The organism is Enterobacter sp. RHBSTW-00975, from assembly GCF_013615235.1.
GTDB lineage: Bacteria > Pseudomonadota > Gammaproteobacteria > Enterobacterales > Enterobacteriaceae > Enterobacter > Enterobacter ludwigii.
This window is the reverse complement of the sequence record NZ_CP055883.1, coordinates 3,884,851-3,902,895: the sequence shown is the minus strand read 5'-3', so window position 1 is coordinate 3,902,895 and position 18,045 is coordinate 3,884,851. Positions and strand designations below refer to the sequence as shown.

19 protein-coding genes are annotated in these 18,045 nt (G+C 56.8%); 15 read left to right on the top strand and 4 right to left on the bottom strand.

Features of this window, described 5'->3' with window-relative positions; genetic code table 11:
- Positions 1 to 22: 22 nt before the first annotated feature.
- The 3 genes from galP to HV340_RS18735 form a co-directional block, all read right to left on the bottom strand.
- Positions 23 to 1,420 carry a galactose/proton symporter gene (gene galP, locus HV340_RS18745; protein ID WP_014171560.1) on the bottom strand — a complete coding sequence of 466 codons (1,398 nt, stop codon included), beginning with the start codon at positions 1,418 to 1,420 and terminating at the stop codon, positions 23 to 25.
- 367 nt (positions 1,421 to 1,787) lie between these two features.
- Positions 1,788 to 2,942, bottom strand: coding sequence for a methionine adenosyltransferase (metK, locus tag HV340_RS18740; RefSeq protein WP_181216172.1), 1,155 nt, complete (start codon positions 2,940 to 2,942; stop codon positions 1,788 to 1,790).
- Positions 2,943 to 3,089: 147 nt separating this feature from the next.
- Positions 3,090 to 3,272 carry a hypothetical protein gene (locus HV340_RS18735; RefSeq protein ID WP_025203262.1) on the bottom strand — a complete coding sequence of 61 codons (183 nt, stop codon included), beginning with the start codon at positions 3,270 to 3,272 and terminating at the stop codon, positions 3,090 to 3,092.
- Positions 3,273 to 3,604: 332 nt separating this feature from the next.
- Between HV340_RS18735 and yqgB the strand changes: the two genes are divergently transcribed.
- From yqgB to speB, 3 genes are all read left to right on the top strand, one after another.
- Positions 3,605 to 3,736 carry an acid stress response protein YqgB gene (gene yqgB / locus HV340_RS18725; protein ID WP_071605459.1) on the top strand — a complete coding sequence of 44 codons (132 nt, stop codon included), beginning with the start codon at positions 3,605 to 3,607 and terminating at the stop codon, positions 3,734 to 3,736.
- An 8-nt stretch (positions 3,737 to 3,744) separates the two neighbouring features.
- Positions 3,745 to 5,721 (top strand): biosynthetic arginine decarboxylase, encoded by a 1,977-nt coding sequence (gene speA / locus HV340_RS18720; protein ID WP_020883700.1) that lies wholly within the window; start codon positions 3,745 to 3,747, stop codon positions 5,719 to 5,721.
- Positions 5,722 to 5,929: 208 nt separating this feature from the next.
- Positions 5,930 to 6,850, top strand: a complete 921-nt coding sequence (gene speB, locus HV340_RS18715) for an agmatinase (protein ID WP_014071686.1) — start codon at positions 5,930 to 5,932, stop codon at positions 6,848 to 6,850.
- 3 nt (positions 6,851 to 6,853) lie between these two features.
- Here the strand turns inward: speB and HV340_RS18710 are convergent, their stop codons facing one another.
- Positions 6,854 to 8,065, bottom strand: a complete 1,212-nt coding sequence (locus HV340_RS18710) for an MFS transporter (protein WP_108647822.1) — start codon at positions 8,063 to 8,065, stop codon at positions 6,854 to 6,856.
- Between the two features lie 417 nt (positions 8,066 to 8,482).
- On the opposite strand from HV340_RS18710, the gene HV340_RS18705 reads away from it, so the two are divergent.
- The 12 genes from HV340_RS18705 (at position 8,483) to HV340_RS18650 (ending at position 18,044) form a co-directional block, all read left to right on the top strand.
- Positions 8,483 to 8,806: a non-heme iron oxygenase ferredoxin subunit gene (locus HV340_RS18705; RefSeq protein WP_013098654.1), complete on the top strand. Its 324-nt coding sequence runs from the start codon at positions 8,483 to 8,485 to the stop codon at positions 8,804 to 8,806.
- Positions 8,803 to 9,111, top strand: a complete 309-nt coding sequence (locus tag HV340_RS18700) for a recombinase-like helix-turn-helix domain-containing protein (RefSeq protein WP_014171555.1) — start codon at positions 8,803 to 8,805, stop codon at positions 9,109 to 9,111. Before HV340_RS18705 ends, HV340_RS18700 begins: the two co-directional genes overlap by 4 nt.
- Positions 9,112 to 9,121: 10 nt before the next feature.
- The gene (locus tag HV340_RS18695) at positions 9,122 to 10,144 is read left to right on the top strand and encodes an aromatic ring-hydroxylating dioxygenase subunit alpha (protein WP_020883703.1); all 1,023 of its coding nucleotides are present in this window, start codon (positions 9,122 to 9,124) and stop codon (positions 10,142 to 10,144) included.
- Positions 10,144 to 10,893, top strand: a complete 750-nt coding sequence (locus HV340_RS18690; protein ID WP_079231692.1) for an SDR family oxidoreductase — start codon at positions 10,144 to 10,146, stop codon at positions 10,891 to 10,893. Before HV340_RS18695 ends, HV340_RS18690 begins: the two co-directional genes overlap by 1 nt.
- Before the next feature lie 12 nt (positions 10,894 to 10,905).
- On the top strand, positions 10,906 to 11,694 hold the full coding sequence (locus HV340_RS18685) for an IclR family transcriptional regulator (protein WP_020883705.1): 789 nt from the start codon (positions 10,906 to 10,908) through the stop codon (positions 11,692 to 11,694).
- Positions 11,695 to 11,772: 78 nt separating this feature from the next.
- On the top strand, positions 11,773 to 12,699 hold the full coding sequence (locus HV340_RS18680; protein WP_086532126.1) for a VOC family protein: 927 nt from the start codon (positions 11,773 to 11,775) through the stop codon (positions 12,697 to 12,699).
- Positions 12,696 to 13,883 carry an FAD-dependent oxidoreductase gene (locus HV340_RS18675; protein WP_181216170.1) on the top strand — a complete coding sequence of 396 codons (1,188 nt, stop codon included), beginning with the start codon at positions 12,696 to 12,698 and terminating at the stop codon, positions 13,881 to 13,883. The genes HV340_RS18680 and HV340_RS18675 overlap by 4 nt, the downstream gene beginning before the upstream one ends.
- 25 nt (positions 13,884 to 13,908) lie before the next feature.
- Positions 13,909 to 15,165, top strand: a complete 1,257-nt coding sequence (locus HV340_RS18670) for an MFS transporter (RefSeq protein WP_025203265.1) — start codon at positions 13,909 to 13,911, stop codon at positions 15,163 to 15,165.
- Between the two features lie 10 nt (positions 15,166 to 15,175).
- Positions 15,176 to 15,706 (top strand): cupin domain-containing protein, encoded by a 531-nt coding sequence (locus tag HV340_RS18665; RefSeq protein ID WP_049023386.1) that lies wholly within the window; start codon positions 15,176 to 15,178, stop codon positions 15,704 to 15,706.
- Between the two features lie 9 nt (positions 15,707 to 15,715).
- Positions 15,716 to 16,486, top strand: a complete 771-nt coding sequence (locus HV340_RS18660; protein WP_063925577.1) for an alpha/beta hydrolase — start codon at positions 15,716 to 15,718, stop codon at positions 16,484 to 16,486.
- A complete protein-coding gene (locus HV340_RS18655; RefSeq protein ID WP_181216169.1) occupies positions 16,470 to 17,264 on the top strand; it encodes an SDR family oxidoreductase in 795 nt (264 codons plus the stop codon). The genes HV340_RS18660 and HV340_RS18655 overlap by 17 nt, the downstream gene beginning before the upstream one ends.
- A 9-nt stretch (positions 17,265 to 17,273) precedes the next feature.
- On the top strand, positions 17,274 to 18,044 hold the full coding sequence (locus tag HV340_RS18650) for an aspartate dehydrogenase (protein ID WP_020883712.1): 771 nt from the start codon (positions 17,274 to 17,276) through the stop codon (positions 18,042 to 18,044).
- Position 18,045 lies beyond the last annotated feature (1 nt).

Sequence of the window (18,045 nt, the reverse complement as noted above, 5' to 3'; positions counted from 1 at the left end):
AGAGGCACCTCCCGCCAGAGAATTAGTCGTGTGCACCAATCTCGCGCAGTGGACGACCTTTCATCAGGTTACGTTCAATATGTTCCAGTGACACGTGTTTGGTTTCAGGAACCAGCCACAGCGTCAGAACAATAAAGAAGATGTTCAGGCCGGAGTATACCCAGAAGGTGTTCGCGTTGCCCAGCGTATTGAGCATGGTCAGGAACGTCGCACCCACAATCATGTTGGCAATCCAGTTGGTCGCGGTGGAGCAGGTGATACCGAAATCACGCCCTTTCAACGGCTGGATTTCAGAGCACAGCACCCAAATCAGCGGACCGGCGCTCATCGCAAACCCGACGATAAACATCAGCAGCATGCCCACAGCGAAATACTGGGCGGTTGGAGAGTGAATCCCCACGTGCATCATCGTGCCGAGAACACCCATACCGGCGGCCATCACCAGGAAGCCCAGCGTCAGGGTTGGCTTACGGCCCCAGCGGTCCACCAGACCGATAGCAATAAAGGTCGCCAGAACGTTGGTCAACCCAACGATGACGGTCCCCCACATCTGCTCGGTGGTATTGGTATACCCCGCCAGTTCAAAGATTTTTGGCGCGTAGTACATGATGACGTTCATCCCGGTGAACTGCTGCATCACCTGCAGGAGCACGCCCAGGAATACCGCACGACGGAAGTTGCTGTTCTCTTTAAACAGCGCCCAGCCTGACTGTTTTACCTTCAGGCTCTCGCGGATCTCTTCCAGTTCGTTTTTCGCTTCCGCGCTGGTATCGCGCAGTCGCAGCAGCACGCGCTCGGCATCGACGAAACGACGCTTCGCTGCAAACCAGCGTGGGCTGTCCGGCAGGAAGAAAACGCCAATCAGCAGCAGAATGGCAGGGATAATGATCACGCCAAGCATCCAGCGCCATGCGCCGCTGTAGCTGAACGCGGTATCGGAAAGGTAAGCTCCGAGGATGCCGATGGTGATCATCAACTGGTACATCGAAATCATACTGCCACGGATTTTCTCGGGTGCGATTTCAGAGAGATAGAGTGGGGCGGTATACGATGCCACACCCACGGCCAGGCCAAGCAGCACGCGAGAAAGCAGCAATACCTCAACGTTTGGAGCCGCTGCTGAGAAGAGCGAACCGGCAACAAACAGGATTGCACCGATCATCAGGCTCTTTTTGCGGCCCAGCCTGAAAGAGAGCCAGCCGCTGCCCACGGCACCCACGGCCGCACCAAACATCATGGAACTTACTACCCACTCCTGGGTGTGAGCGCTTATCTGGAACTCTTCAGTGATAAAGGGTAACGCACCGGCAATCACGCCAATGTCCAGGCCAAAAAGTAATCCTGCCAGGGCGGCGAGGAAGCAGACGAAAAATGTCATCGCCTTATTGGACGTACGCCCCTGTTTTTTATTGTCAGGCATTATGCCCTCCAGTTGGGTTATCAGTTTTATCGATGTTAAGGGTAAGTGAGCAACATGTATAAATATGTGAGATAAATCACATTGGTGTAATCGGTTACACTGGTGTGCAACCGTAAATAAAATTAAAGCTTTGAAAATATAGAGGTAAATTAGTTGATGCGCATCGCGTTTGAATGAATTTCAGACTTAACTGAAAGGAAATGTAACAGCATAAGACATGCGATCATGCAAAGAGATTATTCTGAAAGCGAGGTATATCGGGTGGGGTGTAATCGGTTTCACGCAAAGCGCAATGTCAGGCTCTCTGGCTGACAAAAGCAAAAGGCCAGCACGGGGCTGGCCTTTTTTAACATTCGCTGTCAGTCGATTATTTCTGACCAGCAGCTTCACGCAGCAGAGCGGCTTTGTCGGTTTTTTCCCATGGGAAATGTTCACGACCAAAGTGACCGTATGCAGCGGTTTCTTTGTAGATTGGGTGCAGCAGATCCAGCATCTGAATCAGACCGTATGGGCGCAGGTCAAAGAACTCGCGCACCAGCAGCGTCAGTTGCTCGGATGGCACTTTCTCGGTACCAAAGGTTTCAACCATGATGGAGGTCGGTTCAGCCACGCCGATAGCGTAGGAAACCTGAATCTCACAGCGGTCAGCCAGGCCAGCAGCAACGATGTTTTTCGCAACATAACGCGCAGCGTACGCAGCAGAACGGTCAACTTTAGACGGGTCTTTACCGGAGAAGGCACCGCCACCGTGACGCGCCATGCCGCCGTAGGTATCAACGATGATTTTACGGCCGGTCAGACCGCAGTCACCCATTGGGCCGCCGATAACAAAGCGTCCGGTTGGGTTGATGAAGTATTTGGTTGCGGAGCTCAGCCATTCAGTTGGCAGAACCGGCTTGATGATCTCTTCCATCACTGCTTCCTGCAGGGATTTCTGGTCGATCTCTTCGGAATGCTGAGTAGACAGAACGACCGCGTCAATACCGACGATTTTGCCGTCGTCGTACTGGAAGGTCACCTGGCTTTTCGCATCAGGACGCAGCCACGGCAGGGTGCCATTCTTGCGCACTTCAGCCTGACGCTGCACCAGACGGTGTGCGTAGGTCACTGGCGCTGGCATCAGCACGTCAGTTTCGTTGGTTGCATAACCAAACATCAGGCCCTGGTCGCCCGCGCCCTGTTCCAGCGGATCGGCACGGTCAACGCCCTGGTTGATGTCCGGAGACTGTTTGCCAATTGCGCTCAGTACCGCACAAGAGTTGGCATCAAAGCCCATATCAGAATGGACATAACCGATCTCACGAACCGTGTTACGGGTGATCTCTTCGATATCCACCCATGCGCTGGTGGTGATCTCACCGCCAACCAGAACCATGCCGGTTTTGACGTAGGTTTCACACGCGACGCGCGCTTTTGGATCCTGCGTCAGGATCGCATCAAGCACCGCATCGGAGATTTGGTCAGCAATTTTATCTGGATGTCCTTCTGATACGGACTCGGACGTAAACAGGTGTTTTGCCATGTTTTATTTCACCTAAAAGGAATTTGTTTAGCTCAAGCTGCTGTGTGGAATAGCCAAAGGAGATAATTCTACCAAGGCCTGCAGGTTAATGACACTGGCAGTCTGAGTGTTAATCAGTATGGATGGATTAACATCTGGATGGCTATTTTAGGTCAGTTCTTCGCCCGATTTCCAGTTTTTTTTGACTAACCTCTCACTGAGTTGAATTCGCTGCTGGAAATTTTTCCTGACGGCGCTGGCAACCCGCGCATTTATCTTTTGCAATTTACCCCTGTTCTCGGTATAAAACGCGGCGCGCGGCTCATACCAATAAGCGCTCGATGAACTCATCGTGTCGCCACTTCCAGCCGGGTTAAGCAGTGAACTTTTAGCTTTGGCTTGTGGTCCGTTTCAGCAGGAGCGGCCGTGGAGGTGATACGAGATAATGAACCAGTGTTTTCCGCTAATTCAGCGCAGCCGTTCTGGCGCGTATTTGATTCCCGCAACCCGCATTTCTAATCTGCAAACCTGCCGATGTTATACCCATCTCGGGGCTTCTCAGGATTCCATGGCCGGTCACGCTTTGTGAAAACTGAACAAGGGCGCTCTTGTTAAGACAAGAGTTTTCTCGTGGTTTCGCCGAACGTTGTCATAATTAAGTTCGGACACGTGTTTACAATGATATGAATATGAAACCGGTCGCACGGTCTGGTTTTCAGCATAGTCTGCTGGGAAATGGATCCGTTTATGGGTTGTTATCGCCGTATAACGCTGCGATAGTAGTCAACTGTTTTACACTTAATACAAAGAGTTGAGGTTCGCTATGTCTGACGACATGTCTTCGCTTTCGCCTTCGTCAGCGGGCGAACAGGGTGTGCTACGTTCCATGCAGGAGGTTGCGATGAGCTCCCAGGAAGCCAGCAAGATGCTGCGCACTTACAATATTGCCTGGTGGGGCAATAACTACTACGACGTCAACGAACTGGGCCATATCAGCGTTTGCCCGGATCCTGACGTTCCTGAAGCGCGCGTGGATCTCGCCAAACTGGTGAAAGCACGCGAGGCGCAGGGCCAGCGTTTGCCTGCACTGTTCTGCTTCCCGCAGATCCTGCAACATCGTCTGCGTTCCATTAACGCCGCGTTTAAACGCGCGCGTGAATCTTACGGCTATAAAGGCGATTACTTCCTGGTTTACCCTATCAAGGTGAACCAGCACCGCCGCGTGATTGAATCCCTGATCCACTCCGGTGAACCGCTGGGCCTGGAAGCGGGTTCCAAAGCGGAGCTGATGGCCGTGCTGGCACATGCTGGCATGACCCGTTCGGTGATCGTCTGCAACGGTTATAAAGACCGTGAATACATTCGTCTGGCGCTGATTGGCGAAAAGATGGGCCACAAAGTCTATCTGGTAATCGAGAAGATGACAGAGATCGCTATCGTGCTGGAAGAGGCGGAGCGTCTGAACGTTATCCCGCGTCTGGGCGTGCGTGCGCGTCTGGCGTCGCAGGGTTCCGGTAAATGGCAGTCCTCAGGCGGCGAAAAATCCAAATTTGGTCTCGCGGCGACCCAGGTTCTGCAGCTGGTTGAGATTCTGCGTGAGCGTGGTCGTCTGGACAGCATTCAGCTGTTGCACTTCCACCTCGGCTCGCAGATGGCCAACATTCGCGACATCGCCACCGGCGTACGCGAATCAGCACGTTTTTACGTTGAGCTGCACAAGCTTGGCGTAAACATTCAGTGCTTCGACGTGGGCGGTGGTCTGGGCGTGGATTATGAAGGTACCCGCTCGCAGTCCGACTGTTCCGTGAACTACGGCCTGAACGAATATGCCAATAACATCATCTGGGCGATTGGCGATGCCTGTGAAGAGCACGGCCTGCCGCACCCAACGGTGATCACCGAGTCTGGTCGCGCGGTTACCGCACACCACACCGTGCTGGTATCGAACATTATCGGCGTTGAACGCAGTGAAATTTCCGAGGTAACCCCGCCGGCTGAGGACGCGCCTCGTGCGCTGCAAAGCATGTGGGAGACCTGGCAGGAGATGCACGAGCCGGGTACCCGCCGCTCGTTGCGCGAGTGGCTGCACGACAGCCAGATGGATCTGCATGATATTCATGTGGGGTATTCATCGGGCACGTTCAGCCTGCAGGAACGCGCATGGGCAGAGCAGCTTTATCTGAACATGTGTCACGACGTACAGCAGCAGCTGGACCCGAGCAACCGTGCTCACCGTCCGATTATTGACGAACTGCAGGAGCGCATGGCGGACAAAATGTACGTCAACTTCTCGCTGTTCCAGTCGATGCCGGATGCCTGGGGTATTGATCAGCTGTTCCCGGTTCTGCCGCTGGAAGGGCTGAACCACGCCCCGGAACGTCGTGCGGTGCTGCTGGACATCACCTGCGACTCCGACGGTGCAATCGATCACTACGTCGACGGCGACGGTATCGCGACCACGATGCCTATGCCAGAGTACGATCCGGAGAACCCGCCGATGCTGGGCTTCTTCATGGTCGGTGCCTATCAGGAGATCCTCGGCAACATGCATAACCTGTTCGGTGATACCGAAGCGGTTGACGTGTTTGTCTTCCCTGACGGCAGCGTGGAAGTTGAGCTGTCCGACGAAGGGGACACCGTGGCGGATATGCTCGAATACGTTCAGCTGGATCCGAAAAAGCTGCTGACCCAGTTCCGTGACCAGGTGAAAAATACCGGTCTGGACGATGCGCTGCAGCAGCAGTTCCTGGAAGAGTTTGAAGCGGGTCTTTACGGATACACCTATCTGGAAGACGAGTAAGTAAACCTGCCTCTCTCTGTTGGAGAGGGGCGGCGTGAGGGCAAGGGGCAATACCCTCGCCTATACTCACTTGAACCCGTATGAATTAGCGGCGATAATTCGCCCCAATAAGCGATTTACAAATCAATCCCTTCCTCGTCGGGTTTAACGACGCGGAGGGGATTTTTTTCATCTGTTTTTAATGTATCGACTTTAAAGAGGTCAGGACATGAGCACTTTAGGCCATCAGTACGATAACTCTCTGGTATCTAACGCGTTTGGTTTTTTACGTCTCCCGATGAACTTCCAGCCGTACGACAGTGACGCTGACTGGGTGATCACCGGCGTGCCGTTTGATATGGCCACGTCAGGCCGTGCTGGTGGCCGTCATGGTCCGGCAGCTATTCGTCAGGTCTCCACTAACCTGGCCTGGGAGCACAACCGCTTCCCGTGGAACTTCGACATGCGCGAGCGCCTGAACGTGGTTGACTGCGGTGACCTGGTGTACGCCTTTGGCGACGCGCGCGAGATGAGTGAAAAACTGCAGGCCCATGCCGAAAAACTGCTGGCTGCCGGTAAACGCATGCTCTCTTTCGGGGGGGACCACTTCGTCACGCTGCCGCTGCTGCGTGCTCACGCGAAGCATTTCGGTAAGATGGCGCTGGTGCATTTTGATGCCCATACCGACACCTACGCGAACGGCTGTGAATTCGACCATGGCACCATGTTCTTCACCGCGCCAAACGAAGGTCTGATCGATCCAAACCACTCTGTGCAGATCGGTATCCGTACCGAGTTTGATAAAGACAACGGCTTCACCGTGCTGGATGCCGGCCAGGTGAACGATCGCGGCGTGGATGACATCATCGCTCAGGTAAAACAGATTGTCGGCGATATGCCGGTTTACCTGACCTTCGATATCGACTGCCTGGATCCGGCGTTTGCCCCGGGCACCGGCACGCCGGTGATCGGCGGCCTGACCTCTGACCGCGCCATCAAACTGGTGCGCGGCCTGAAGGATCTGAACATCGTGGGTATGGACGTGGTGGAAGTGGCTCCGGCTTACGACCAGTCAGAGATCACTGCTCTGGCAGCGGCCACCCTCGCGCTGGAAATGCTCTACATCCAGGCCGCGAAAAAAGGCGAATAAGCCTTACGCCCGGATTGCTGCTGCGCGACGCATGCGCAGCAGCAACATGCCTCCTGCCAGCAGGGTGATAACCTGCGAGACGACCAGCACCGAAAACCCTGAGCTGACTGAACCCACCGATTTCATCACCATCCCCATCAGCAGCGGAATAAACGCCGCGCAAATATTCCCAATCCCGTTGATGATCCCGTAGGCACTGCCAACGGCTTCCCGCACCGCATGATGCTGGATAACCGCCGGAATGGCCGCCCCCTGAAGTCCCCAGAAAATATTGGCCAAGAGCATAAACAGCGCCAGCCAACCGGGCTGGTGGCTCAGCATCAGCATGACGACGGAACTCGCCGTTAAGATCCCGCCCACCACAAACAGCAGCGGTGCCTGGTCCGGGCGCATTTTGTCGAGCAGCACACCGCCCAGAAACTTTGAGCCAAGACTCAGCAGGAAGGGGATAGCCGCGAGAAAGCCGGTCGCGTGCAGGGAGAAGTGGTGTTCATCGCGCAGCCAGGCCGGAAGCCAGGCGCTGCTGCCCCAGAGATAACTCAGCGTGGCGATTTCAACCAGCAGGATCAAGCCCAGAAGCGGTGTCTGCCAGGCAACCGTAAAGGTCTGTACAAACCCGGACGTTCGGCGCTTTTCCGAATGTTGAGGGGCCGGCAGGAAACGCCAGATTAACCCCCCACCCAGCGCCAGATTGATCGCCGCGAGGGCATAAAATGAGCCCGCCCAGCCAAGGTGTGCCATCAGCCAGGTGATCAGCGGAAAGCCTACCGCCAGCCCCAGTGAAACGCCCAGCGCGGTAACGGCGTTGGGCTTACCAATCTCCCCGGCGCTAAAGTTATCGCTGATAAAGCGTGTTTTCAGTGAAAAGAGTGGGCCTTCGGCAATGCCTAAAATCAGGCGGGCGATAAGCATGCCCATCAGCGACCCCAGCAGTGGCGAGATGGCGCAGACCACGGCCCATATCGCAATGCTGGTTAACAATCCCTGTCGGTAATGTAATTTGCTTTCGATAACTGGGGTCAATAGTAAAGCGGAAAAACCATAACCCAGCAAAAAGCAGGTCATGAGCATTCCTTGTAACATTCTGTTTTCATTTAGCTGAAAATGTTCGGCAAATTCAGGGTTTAAAATCATCACCGAGATATTTACGCGGTCAACGTAGGAAATAATAATGAGCACCAGAAGTGCCAACGTGCCTTGCCATCTTGCCGTCATTTAATCCGCCTTAATCGTGCTGTCTGTTTATATTTTTTATGAACGTTATTGTCACGTAACTAAAATGATTCACCTGTGAAACTCATTGTTTTAATGAGATAAATTAAATTAAAGTTTCACAGGTGAAACACCAGAGGTATGCGCGCATATAATTTTTAAGGAATAAAAATAAAAGAAGTCAATCTCTATTTTAAAAAATAAAAGATCATCAAAAAAATGTATTCATTCACGCCTGAATAATGAAAATTTCATATCGCTGCATTTTTTCGTGATCGCTTGCACACTTAGCTAATTAAACCTCTACTGATTAACAAATTCGTCACATTCGCGCTTGACGAAACATTCTTCGCTTTTATATTGACCGTATTAAATAAGAAACAGAGTTTCATATATGAAACAAAAGCCTGGGGGATCGTGATGAGCTGGATAGGCGTATGTGACGCAGAACAAGTACAGGAAGATTTCCCTTTTAGCGGTAACGTCGAGGGCAAAGAGATCGGCGTTTATTTGATTGATGGCGAATATTACGCGCTGGAAGACGTATGCCCGCACGCTTACGCGCTGCTGAGTCAGGGTTTCGTCGAGGACGGTAAAGTGGAATGTCCGCTGCATGAGGCGGTTTTCGATGTCAAAACCGGCCAGTGCCTGCACGGCCCCGGCGGACGTAACCTCAATCGTTACCCGGTTCGGGTATTTGAAAACCAGATCCAGATTACCTTCGTCGAGGAGACAGTGGCATGAGCGAAAGTCTGAACTTCAACCCGGCGCTGCCGGAAAGCCGTCAGTTTACCCCTCCGGCTGAGGGCGGTAACGGCGCCATCCATAAGCCCGGTGATTACCAGAACCTGATCTGGCAGACCCGCAGCCGCGTACCGGAAAACTGGGAAATCACGCTTATCTCCACGCTGGAAGACCTTTTCGAACAGGGCGCGGAAACCGTGCCGGAACTGGTCAACGGACTGAACGCGGTACGTATGCACGATCAGCAGGGCGAGCCATGGAGCGATGCCAGCTTCCAGGCTTTCTTACAGGTTAACGGCTACTGAGGGCAATGCGATGACGACTACCGTACAAAACTATCTTGATAAAGGTCTGCGCGGCCTCTGGTACCCGGTGCTGGCCAGCTGGGAAGTTCAGTCTGCGCCCGTGGGGATCACCCGTCTGGGCGAACAGATTGTGGTCTGGCGCAATAAAGATGGCCAGGTGCAGGCGCTGGAAGATCGCTGTCCGCACCGTGGCGCGCGTCTGTCGATGGGCTGGAATCTGGGCGATCGTATCGCCTGCTGGTATCACGGCGTGGAAGTGGCGGGTAACGGCGAAGTGAAGGATGTGCCTGCGGTGGACAAATGTCCGCTGGTCGGCCAGCAGTGTGTGCGCAGCTACAACGTGCAGGAAGTGCACGGGGCCATCTTCCTTTGGTTTGGCGTTACCGCCGATCAGCAACCCGACGAACTGAGCTTCCCGGACGAACTGGCTGACACCGACGCCTACAGCAATTTTCTCTGCACCGCCGCGTGGAAATGCAATTACCAGTACGCACTGGAAAACGTGATGGACCCGATGCACGGCACCTATCTGCACTCTTCGTCGCACTCTATGGCGGAAGGGGATCGCAAAGCGGATATGGTTCTGCAGCCAACGAAAACCGGGTTTATCTTCGAGAAAAAAGGCCAGAGCGGCGTCAACTTCGACTGGGTTGAGCTGGGCAACAGCGGCACCTACTGGATGCGTTTGTCCATTCCTTATAAGAAGCGTTTCGGGCCGGGCGGTCACTTCTTCATTGTTGGCATGGTGGTGCCGGAAGATAACGATAACTGCCGCGTCTTCTTCTGGCGTATCCGCCGCGTGCAGGGCTGGCAGCGCGATATGTGGCGTTTCATGTACCGTAACCGTCTGGAAAAACTGCACTGGGAAGTCCTTGAGCAGGACCGCGTGGTGCTGGAGAGCATGGCGCCAGATGCACGGGAACATGAATACCTTTACCAGCATGATGTGGGCCTTTCGCGCCTGCGCCGCATGATGCAAAAAGCGGCGAAAGAGCAGCTGGCGGCGCGTGAAGCTCAACAGGGAGCCGCCTGATGAATGGGCTGCTGAACGGGAAACGCATCGTGGTGACCGGTGCCGCACGTGGGCTAGGCTTTCATTTCGCGAAAGCCTGCGCAGAGCAGGGCGCGGCGGTGGTGATGTGCGACATCCTTCAGGGCGAACTGGCTGAAAGCGCGCATGGCTTAAGTGAGAAGGGCTATGCGATTGAATCACACGTTATCGATCTGGCCGATCCGCTCTCCATTTCGCGGGTGTTCAGCATCATTGGCAAACAGGGACCGATCGACGGTCTGGTCAATAACGCAGCGATGGCGACCGGGGTCGGCGGCAAGGACATGCTTGATTACGATCCGGATCTGTGGGACCGGGTGATGAGCGTTAACGTTAAAGGCACCTGGCTGGTTACCCGGGATGCGGTACCGCTGCTGCGCGAAGGGGCAGCCATTGTCAATGTGGCTTCCGATACCGCGCTGTGGGGCGCGCCGCGTCTGATGGCCTACGTGGCCAGCAAGGGCGCCGTGATTGCCATGACCCGTTCAATGGCACGTGAGCTGGGTGAAAAACGCATTCGTATTAACGCCATCGCCCCGGGCTTAACCCGCGTCGAAGCGACGGAATATGTTCCTGCAGAGCGGCATCAGCTTTACGAAAACGGCCGGGCGCTCACCGGGGCGCAGCAGCCGGAAGACGTCACCGGCAGCGTGGTCTGGCTGTTAAGCGATCTGTCGCGGTTTATCACCGGACAGCTGATTCCGGTCAACGGCGGTTTTGTCTTTAACTGAGGTAAAGCAACTATGGCAAGCGATCACGAAGTGAAGTACCTGGTGCCGGGGCTGGAGCGAGGCTTACAGCTGCTGCTGGCCTTTGGCGAGCAGCACCGTGAACTGACCTTTGCCGAGCTGCACAGGCTGGTCGATATGCCGAAAGCCACCGCCTACCGCGTGGTACAAACGCTGGAATACATGGGTTTTCTGGAGCGCAACACGCGAACCAATACCTTCTCGCTTGGCATGAACGTCCTGCGTCTGGGCTTTGAATACATCGCCTCACTGGATGTGGCGCAGGTCGGTCAGCCGGTCATCGAGCAGCTGCGTGACGTCAGCCAGTGCAGCAGTCATCTGGCGATCCGCGACGGGCGCGACATCATCTATATCGCCCGCGTCAGCGCCGCCGGTTCTCGCATCAATCAGGTGAGCATTGGTACCCGTTTGCCGGTGCACTGCACGTCGCTGGGGCGCATGCTGCTGACTGATATTTCGCGAGCCGATTTCGAACAGCTGTTCCCGCACGAGCGTCTGCCGGGCAACACGCCGGGCCAGATCCACGACCGTGAAGCGTTGTGGCAGATGGTGCAGCAGGACAAAGCACGCGGCTATGTGATCGGCGAATCCTTCTTCCGTCATGGCATCTCCTCCATCGTTTATCCGGTATATGACCGCAGCGGAAGGGTGGCAGCCGTGGTGAGCATTCTGGTGCCTTCGGAGGAGATCCCGCAGACCGATCGCGAGCGCCTGCAAAACGATGTCCGCATGGCGGCGGATAAAATTTCTGGCTTCTTAGGGTATTTGTCACAGGCCAGTTAAATCATCAGGTTAACGCCAGGCGCTTCATTGCGTCGGGCATGTTTTACGCCCAATCTGGGCCAGACGAGGCAACGAACGATGTGTATAACCGGAATTGAAAAGCTGGAATTTGGCGTCGAGAACCTGACGCACTGCGCCAAATTTATGCGTGATTTTGGCCTGACGGGCGATGCCAGCGGCCAGCGTTTTACTACCCTGAGCGGCGCGCGCGTGGAGCTTAATCCTGTCGACAGCCCTGACCTGCCGCCAGCGTTTGAAGAAGGAAATACGTTGCGCCGGATGACCTGGGCCGTCGCCACCCGGGACGATCTGGAGGCGCTGCGCCCGAAGCTTGAGAAGCAGCCCGGTTTTCGTGAGGTGGGCGACGCGCTGGAGTGCCGCGATCCGAACGGCATGACCCTGCGCGTACAGGTCAGCCATCAGGTGCCGGTGGAGCTGAACGTCGAGCCGATTAACCAGTGGGGCGATGCCCGCCGTATCGACACGCCAAGCCCGGTCTACGATCGCGCCCAGCCTATTAACGTGGGCCACGTGGTGTTCTTCGTGGAGGAACTGGCGGCGGTGGAGACGTTCTACCGTGAGGTGCTTGGGTTCCAGGTGTCTGACCGCTACATCAACCGTGCGGTGTTCCTGCGCTGTGGCGTGCGCGGCGGGCATCACAACTTGTTCCTTCTTCAGCTGCCTAACCGTAAGCGGGGTTTGAACCACGTGGCCTTTACCGTACGCGACATTCACGAGGTGATCGGTGGTGGGATAGCGATGAACAAAAACGCCTGGAGCACCTTTATTGGCCCGGGGCGTCATCCGGTCTCCTCGGCCTATTTCTGGTACGTCAACAGCCCAACTGGCGGGGCGTTTGAATACTACACCAACGATGATTACCTCACCGAAAACTGGCAGCCGCGCGAGCTGGAACATTCGCTGGTGTCGTTCACCGAGTGGGCGGTTGAGGGTGGGATTGACCACGACACTCGCCGTCAGCAGAAAAAGCCGGAGGCGGTATGACCTCGCGCATTGTCATTATTGGCGGCGGTCAGGCAGGTGGCTGGGCGGCGAAAACCCTGCGTGACGAAGGCTTCGACGGCGAGATTTGCGTCGTGGCGGAAGAGGCGTGGGATTTCTACGAACGCCCGCCGCTGTCCAAGGCTGCGTTACTGGAGCCGGACGCGCCGCTACCGCGTCTCTTTCCTGAAGCGGCGCAACAGGCATTGAACCTGACATGGTGCCGGCCGGTGCGCGCGGAATCTCTCGATCGTCACGCGAAAACGGTGCGCTTAAGCAACGGTGAATATCTTAGTTACAACATTCTTTTAATCGCTACCGGTGGTCGGGCGCGTCTGCCGGGCGACGCATGGGCGGCCCACCCGCAGGTCTATACCCTGCGCCACTGGCAGGACGCACAGCGGCTGAAGGCGCGCCTGGCAGAGAGTCAAAACCTGGCGATTATCGGCGGAGGCTGGATTGGCCTGGAGATTGCGGCCTCCGCGCGTAAATGTGGCGTCGACGTGACGCTGTTTGAGCAGCAGCCCGCGCTGTGCATGCGTTCGGTGAGCGCCGAGGTATCGCAGCAGCTGGAAACACTTCACCGCGAACAGGGCGTGGATATCCGCACCGGCTGCGGAACGCTGGAGCTGGAAGATAACAATGGTCTGCCGGTCATTCACTGTGACGGCAAGCGTGAAACCTTTGATGTCGTGGTCGTCGGGATCGGTGTTGATCTCAATCTGGAGCTGGCGCGCGATGCGGGTCTGCAGACTGAGCGCGGGATCGTGGTGGACGCTCAGGGGCGAACGTCGGATCCGTTTATTTTTGCTGCCGGTGATGTGGCCCAGCACCATCACTATGGGCTGTGCATTCAGTCGTGGGCCTTTGCCCAGAATCAGGCGGTTGCCACGGCTAAGGCGATGCTCAATCCCGATGCCCCCGGCTATGACGACGCGCCGTGGCTGTGGTCGGATCAATACCAGCACAACATTCAGATCCTCGGTATTCCGCAGGCCGGCTGCACAACCCTTGCCCGGGATAATGCGCTGTTTTTCTCACTGGATGAAAACGGACGGCTGACCCAGCTGGTGGCGTTCAACGATGCGCGTACCGTCAAGCTGGCGAAGCGCTGGATGGCTGCCGGAAGGGATCTGTCCGCGGTGCCGCTGGCTGACCCGACTTTTTCACTGATGTCATTGCGATAGCTAACCCGCACCCGTAGGGGGAGACATGACCACATTTGAGACTAACACCGCGCCGGTTGAGGCAAGCGGTGAGGGCACCCGCACGCCCGAAAAAGCGGTGCGCTGGGCCATCCCGCTGTCATTGCTGGCCTGCGTGCTGCTGGCATTTTTCGACAAAATCAGCATTGCGGCGCTCTTTTCCGACAGCCATTTCCAGCAGGCGATGGGCATTGATTTTGACACCACGCGCCTCGGCATTCTGATGAGCGCCTTCCTGCTGAGCTACGGCTTCTCATCGGTCTTTTTAAGCGGACTGGGGGACAAGATTGCACCGCTTCGCCTGCTCACCGGCATGATGGTGGTGTGGTGCGTGCTGATGGTGGCCATGGGGTTTACCCATAACTACACGGTCATGATCGTCCTGCGCATTTTGCTGGGCGTGGCAGAAGGGCCGCTGTTTCCACTGGCGTTTGCCATTGTGCGGCATAACTTCCCGCAGCATCTGCAGGCGCGAGCCACCATGTTGTGGCTGCTGGGTACCCCGGTAGGCGCGGCGATTGGCTTCCCTCTCTCTATCTGGCTGCTGAATGCCTTCGGCTGGCAGAGCACCTTCTTTGTGATGGCGATGCTCACCGTGCCGGTGCTGGTGTTCGTGCGCATTGGCCTGCGCGGGATCCGTCTGGGTGCCAAACCGGCTGCGGATCGCGAATCACAGGATGAACGACGTGCCGCGCGGCGCGAGCTGTTTGTCAGCCCGCACTTCTGGATTATCTGCATCTTTAACATCGCGTTTCTCACCTACCTGTGGGGGATCAATGGCTGGCTGCCGGGTTACCTGATTAAAGGGAAAGGCATTCATCTTGAACACGCGGGCTGGCTGTCGTCGATGCCGTTTATCGCCATGCTGGCGGGTGAGGTGATTGGCGCATGGCTTTCTGACCGGGTCGATAAACGCGCGGTGGCCTGCTTTATCTCGATGGCTGGCGCGGGTTTAGGCCTGACGGCGGTCATGCATCTTGATACCCCGCTGGCCGTTATCGCGGCGATGAGCTTTAGCACCTTTATGTGGGGCACCGGTGCGCCGAACATTTTCGCACTGCTGGCGAAGGCTACCCATCCCCGGGTGAGCGCGACGGCGGGCGGTATTTTCAACGGGCTGGGAAACTTTGCGGGCGCGCTGTCGCCGGCGGTGATGGGCGCATTGATCGCCTTCACCCACAGCATGGATTCCGGGCTGATTTTTCTGGCGGTGATGGCGGCGGTGGGCTGCGTCCTGTTACTGCCGCTGCTGAGACGTTACTGAGGAGAGTGTCATGACTGATTCAACCGTAACTGCAAAACCAGGCATTAAACCTGACCATCTGACCATGGAAGAGTGGGTCGAGTCGCGCATTGCGCGCTTTGAAGGGCGTAAATATGACTGGAACGCGCTGAAGTTCCAGGCCGATTTCGATCCTAAATACCGCCGTGCGCAGATGCGCTACATCGGTACCGGGGCAACGGGCGTGGCAAGCGATACCAATACCGTGCCGGCTGAGCACTTTACCTTCTCCACCATGGTGCTGCCGTCGAAGTGCGAGGGACCATTGCATCTGCATGACGACGTGGAAGAGGTGTTCTTCATGCTTAAAGGGCAGATCACGCTGATGATCCAGGACGGTGATAACTACACCGAAACCGTACTGCGCGAACGCGATCTGATCTCCGTTCCGCCGGGCATCTATCGCGGTCTGTTCAATCATGGTGAAGAAGAGGCGCTGATGTGCGTGATGCTCGGCACCAACAAGCCGGAAATCCCGACCTATCCGGCCGATCACCCGCTGTCGAAAGTGAAGCGGAACTAAGGGGGCGCGATGACGGGCTTTCGTGAACAGGGAAGCGGCATCCCGCTGATGCTGCTCCACGGCATCAGCTCCGGTGCTGCCTCCTGGCATAAACAGATGGCGCTGAACGGTTTTCGCGTGCTGGCGTGGGACATGCCCGGTTATGGCGAAAGCCCGATGCTGGCGGTTGAGCGCGCCAACGCGGGGGATTACGCCGACGCGCTGGCGGCCATGCTGGACCGCGCGGGCGTCTGGCAGGTTGTTCTGGTCGGGCATTCGCTTGGAGCGCTGGTGGCAAGCGCCTTTGCGGCGAAGTATTCCGAACGCGTACTGCATCTGGTGCTGGCCGATGCCGCGCAGGGTTACGGCCAGGCCGAGCCGGCGCAGCGCGAGCAGGTCTGGCGTAACCGGGAGCAGCAGATGGCGCTTGGGGGCGAGATCCTGGCGCAAACCCGGGCCGCTAAATTATTACGCCCGGGCGCGCGTGAGGACGATATTGCCACCGTTGCGGCGGGCATGCGCAAACTGCGCCCGGAAGGCTACCTCGCTGCCGCATGGATGCTGGCACATGACGATATTCACGGCTGGCTGAAGCGTTACGCCGGTGACTTTGAAGTCTGGTGTGGCGAGCAGGACGCCATTACCCAGCCTGAGCTGGTTCAGGGGCTGGCGCTACGTTACGGCATGCCGTTTACCGCGATTCCCCTGGCCGGGCACGCCAGCTATCTCGATAACGACGCGTTTTTTAATCAACAGCTTTTACGTATCAACGAAGAGGTGCGCGATGAATGCACAAATTGACGGGCGCGTAGCGGTAGTCACCGGCGGTTCTTCTGGCATTGGTTTTGAAACACTGCGTTTGCTGCTGGGCGAGGGGGCAAAAGTGGCGTTCTGTGGCCGCGACCCGGACCGGCTTGCCAGCGCGCATGCGTCGCTGCAAAACGAATTCCCTGATGGCGAGATTTTCTCTCACCGCTGCGACGTGCTGGACGCAGACCAGGTTCAGACCTTTGCCCAGGCCGTTAAGTCCCGCTTTGGCGGGACAGACTTGCTGATTAATAACGCCGGACAGGGGTATGTGGCGCACTTCAATGACACCCCGCGCAAGGCCTGGCTGCATGAAGCCGAACTGAAACTGTTTGGGGTGATTAACCCCGTGCAGGCTTTTCAGGCGCAGCTGGAGCAATCGGATATTGCCTCCATTACCTGCGTGAACTCGCTGCTGGCGCTGCAGCCAGAGGAGCATATGATTGCCACCTCTGCAGCACGTGCCGCGCTGCTCAATATGACGCTCACGCTCTCGAAAGAGCTGGTGAGTAAGGGCATCCGCGTGAATTCCATTTTGCTTGGCATGGTGGAATCCGGCCAGTGGCGGCGTCGCTTTGAGAACCGGGCGGATAAAAGTCAGAGCTGGCCGCAGTGGACGGCGGATATTGCCCGCAAACGCGGCATTCCGATGGCGCGTCTCGGTAAGCCGCAGGAGCCTGCGCAGGCTCTGCTGTTCCTCGCGTCGCCGCTGGCTTCGTTTACCACCGGTGCGGCGCTGGACGTTTCCGGCGGCTTCTGCCGTCATCTGTAAGGACACATCATGAAAAAAATCATGTTAATCGGCTACGGTGCCATGGCGCAGGCGGTCATTGAGCGCCTGCCCGAGCAGGTTGCCATCGGCTGGATCGTGGCGCGCGAGACGCATCATGCTGCTATCCGCCAGCAGTTTGGCGATGCGGTGGTGGCACTGACCTCGCCCGCATTATGTACGGATACTCCCGATCTGGTGCTGGAATGTGCCAGCCAGCAGGCGGTAGCGCAGTACGGGGAAGCGATTTTACGCCGTGGATGGCATCTGGCGGTGATCTCCACCGGCGCGCTGGCAGACAGCGCGCTGGAACAGCGTCTGCTTAACGCAGGCGGAAAGCTGACGCTGCTCTCCGGGGCGGTGGCGGGCATTGATGGCCTGGCGGCGGCAAAAGAGGGCGGGCTTGAGAAGGTGACCTACCAGTCGCGTAAAAGCCCGGCCAGCTGGCGCGGCAGCTATGCCGAGCAGCTTATCGATCTTAACGCCGTGTCCGAGGCGCAGATCTTCTTTGAAGGCAGCGCACGCGAAGCGGCACGACTGTTTCCGGCCAACGCCAACGTGGCGGCGACCGTGGCACTTGGCGGCGTGGGGATGGATGACACCCGCGTGCAACTGATGGTGGACCCGGCCACTCAACGCAATACCCACACGCTGCACGTCGAAGGGATGTTTGGCGAGTTCCATCTGGAGCTGAGCGGGCTACCGCTTGCCAGCAACCCCAAAACCTCCACCCTGGCGGCACTCAGCGCGGTTCGCGCCTGCCGTGAACTGACGCAGCGCTGAG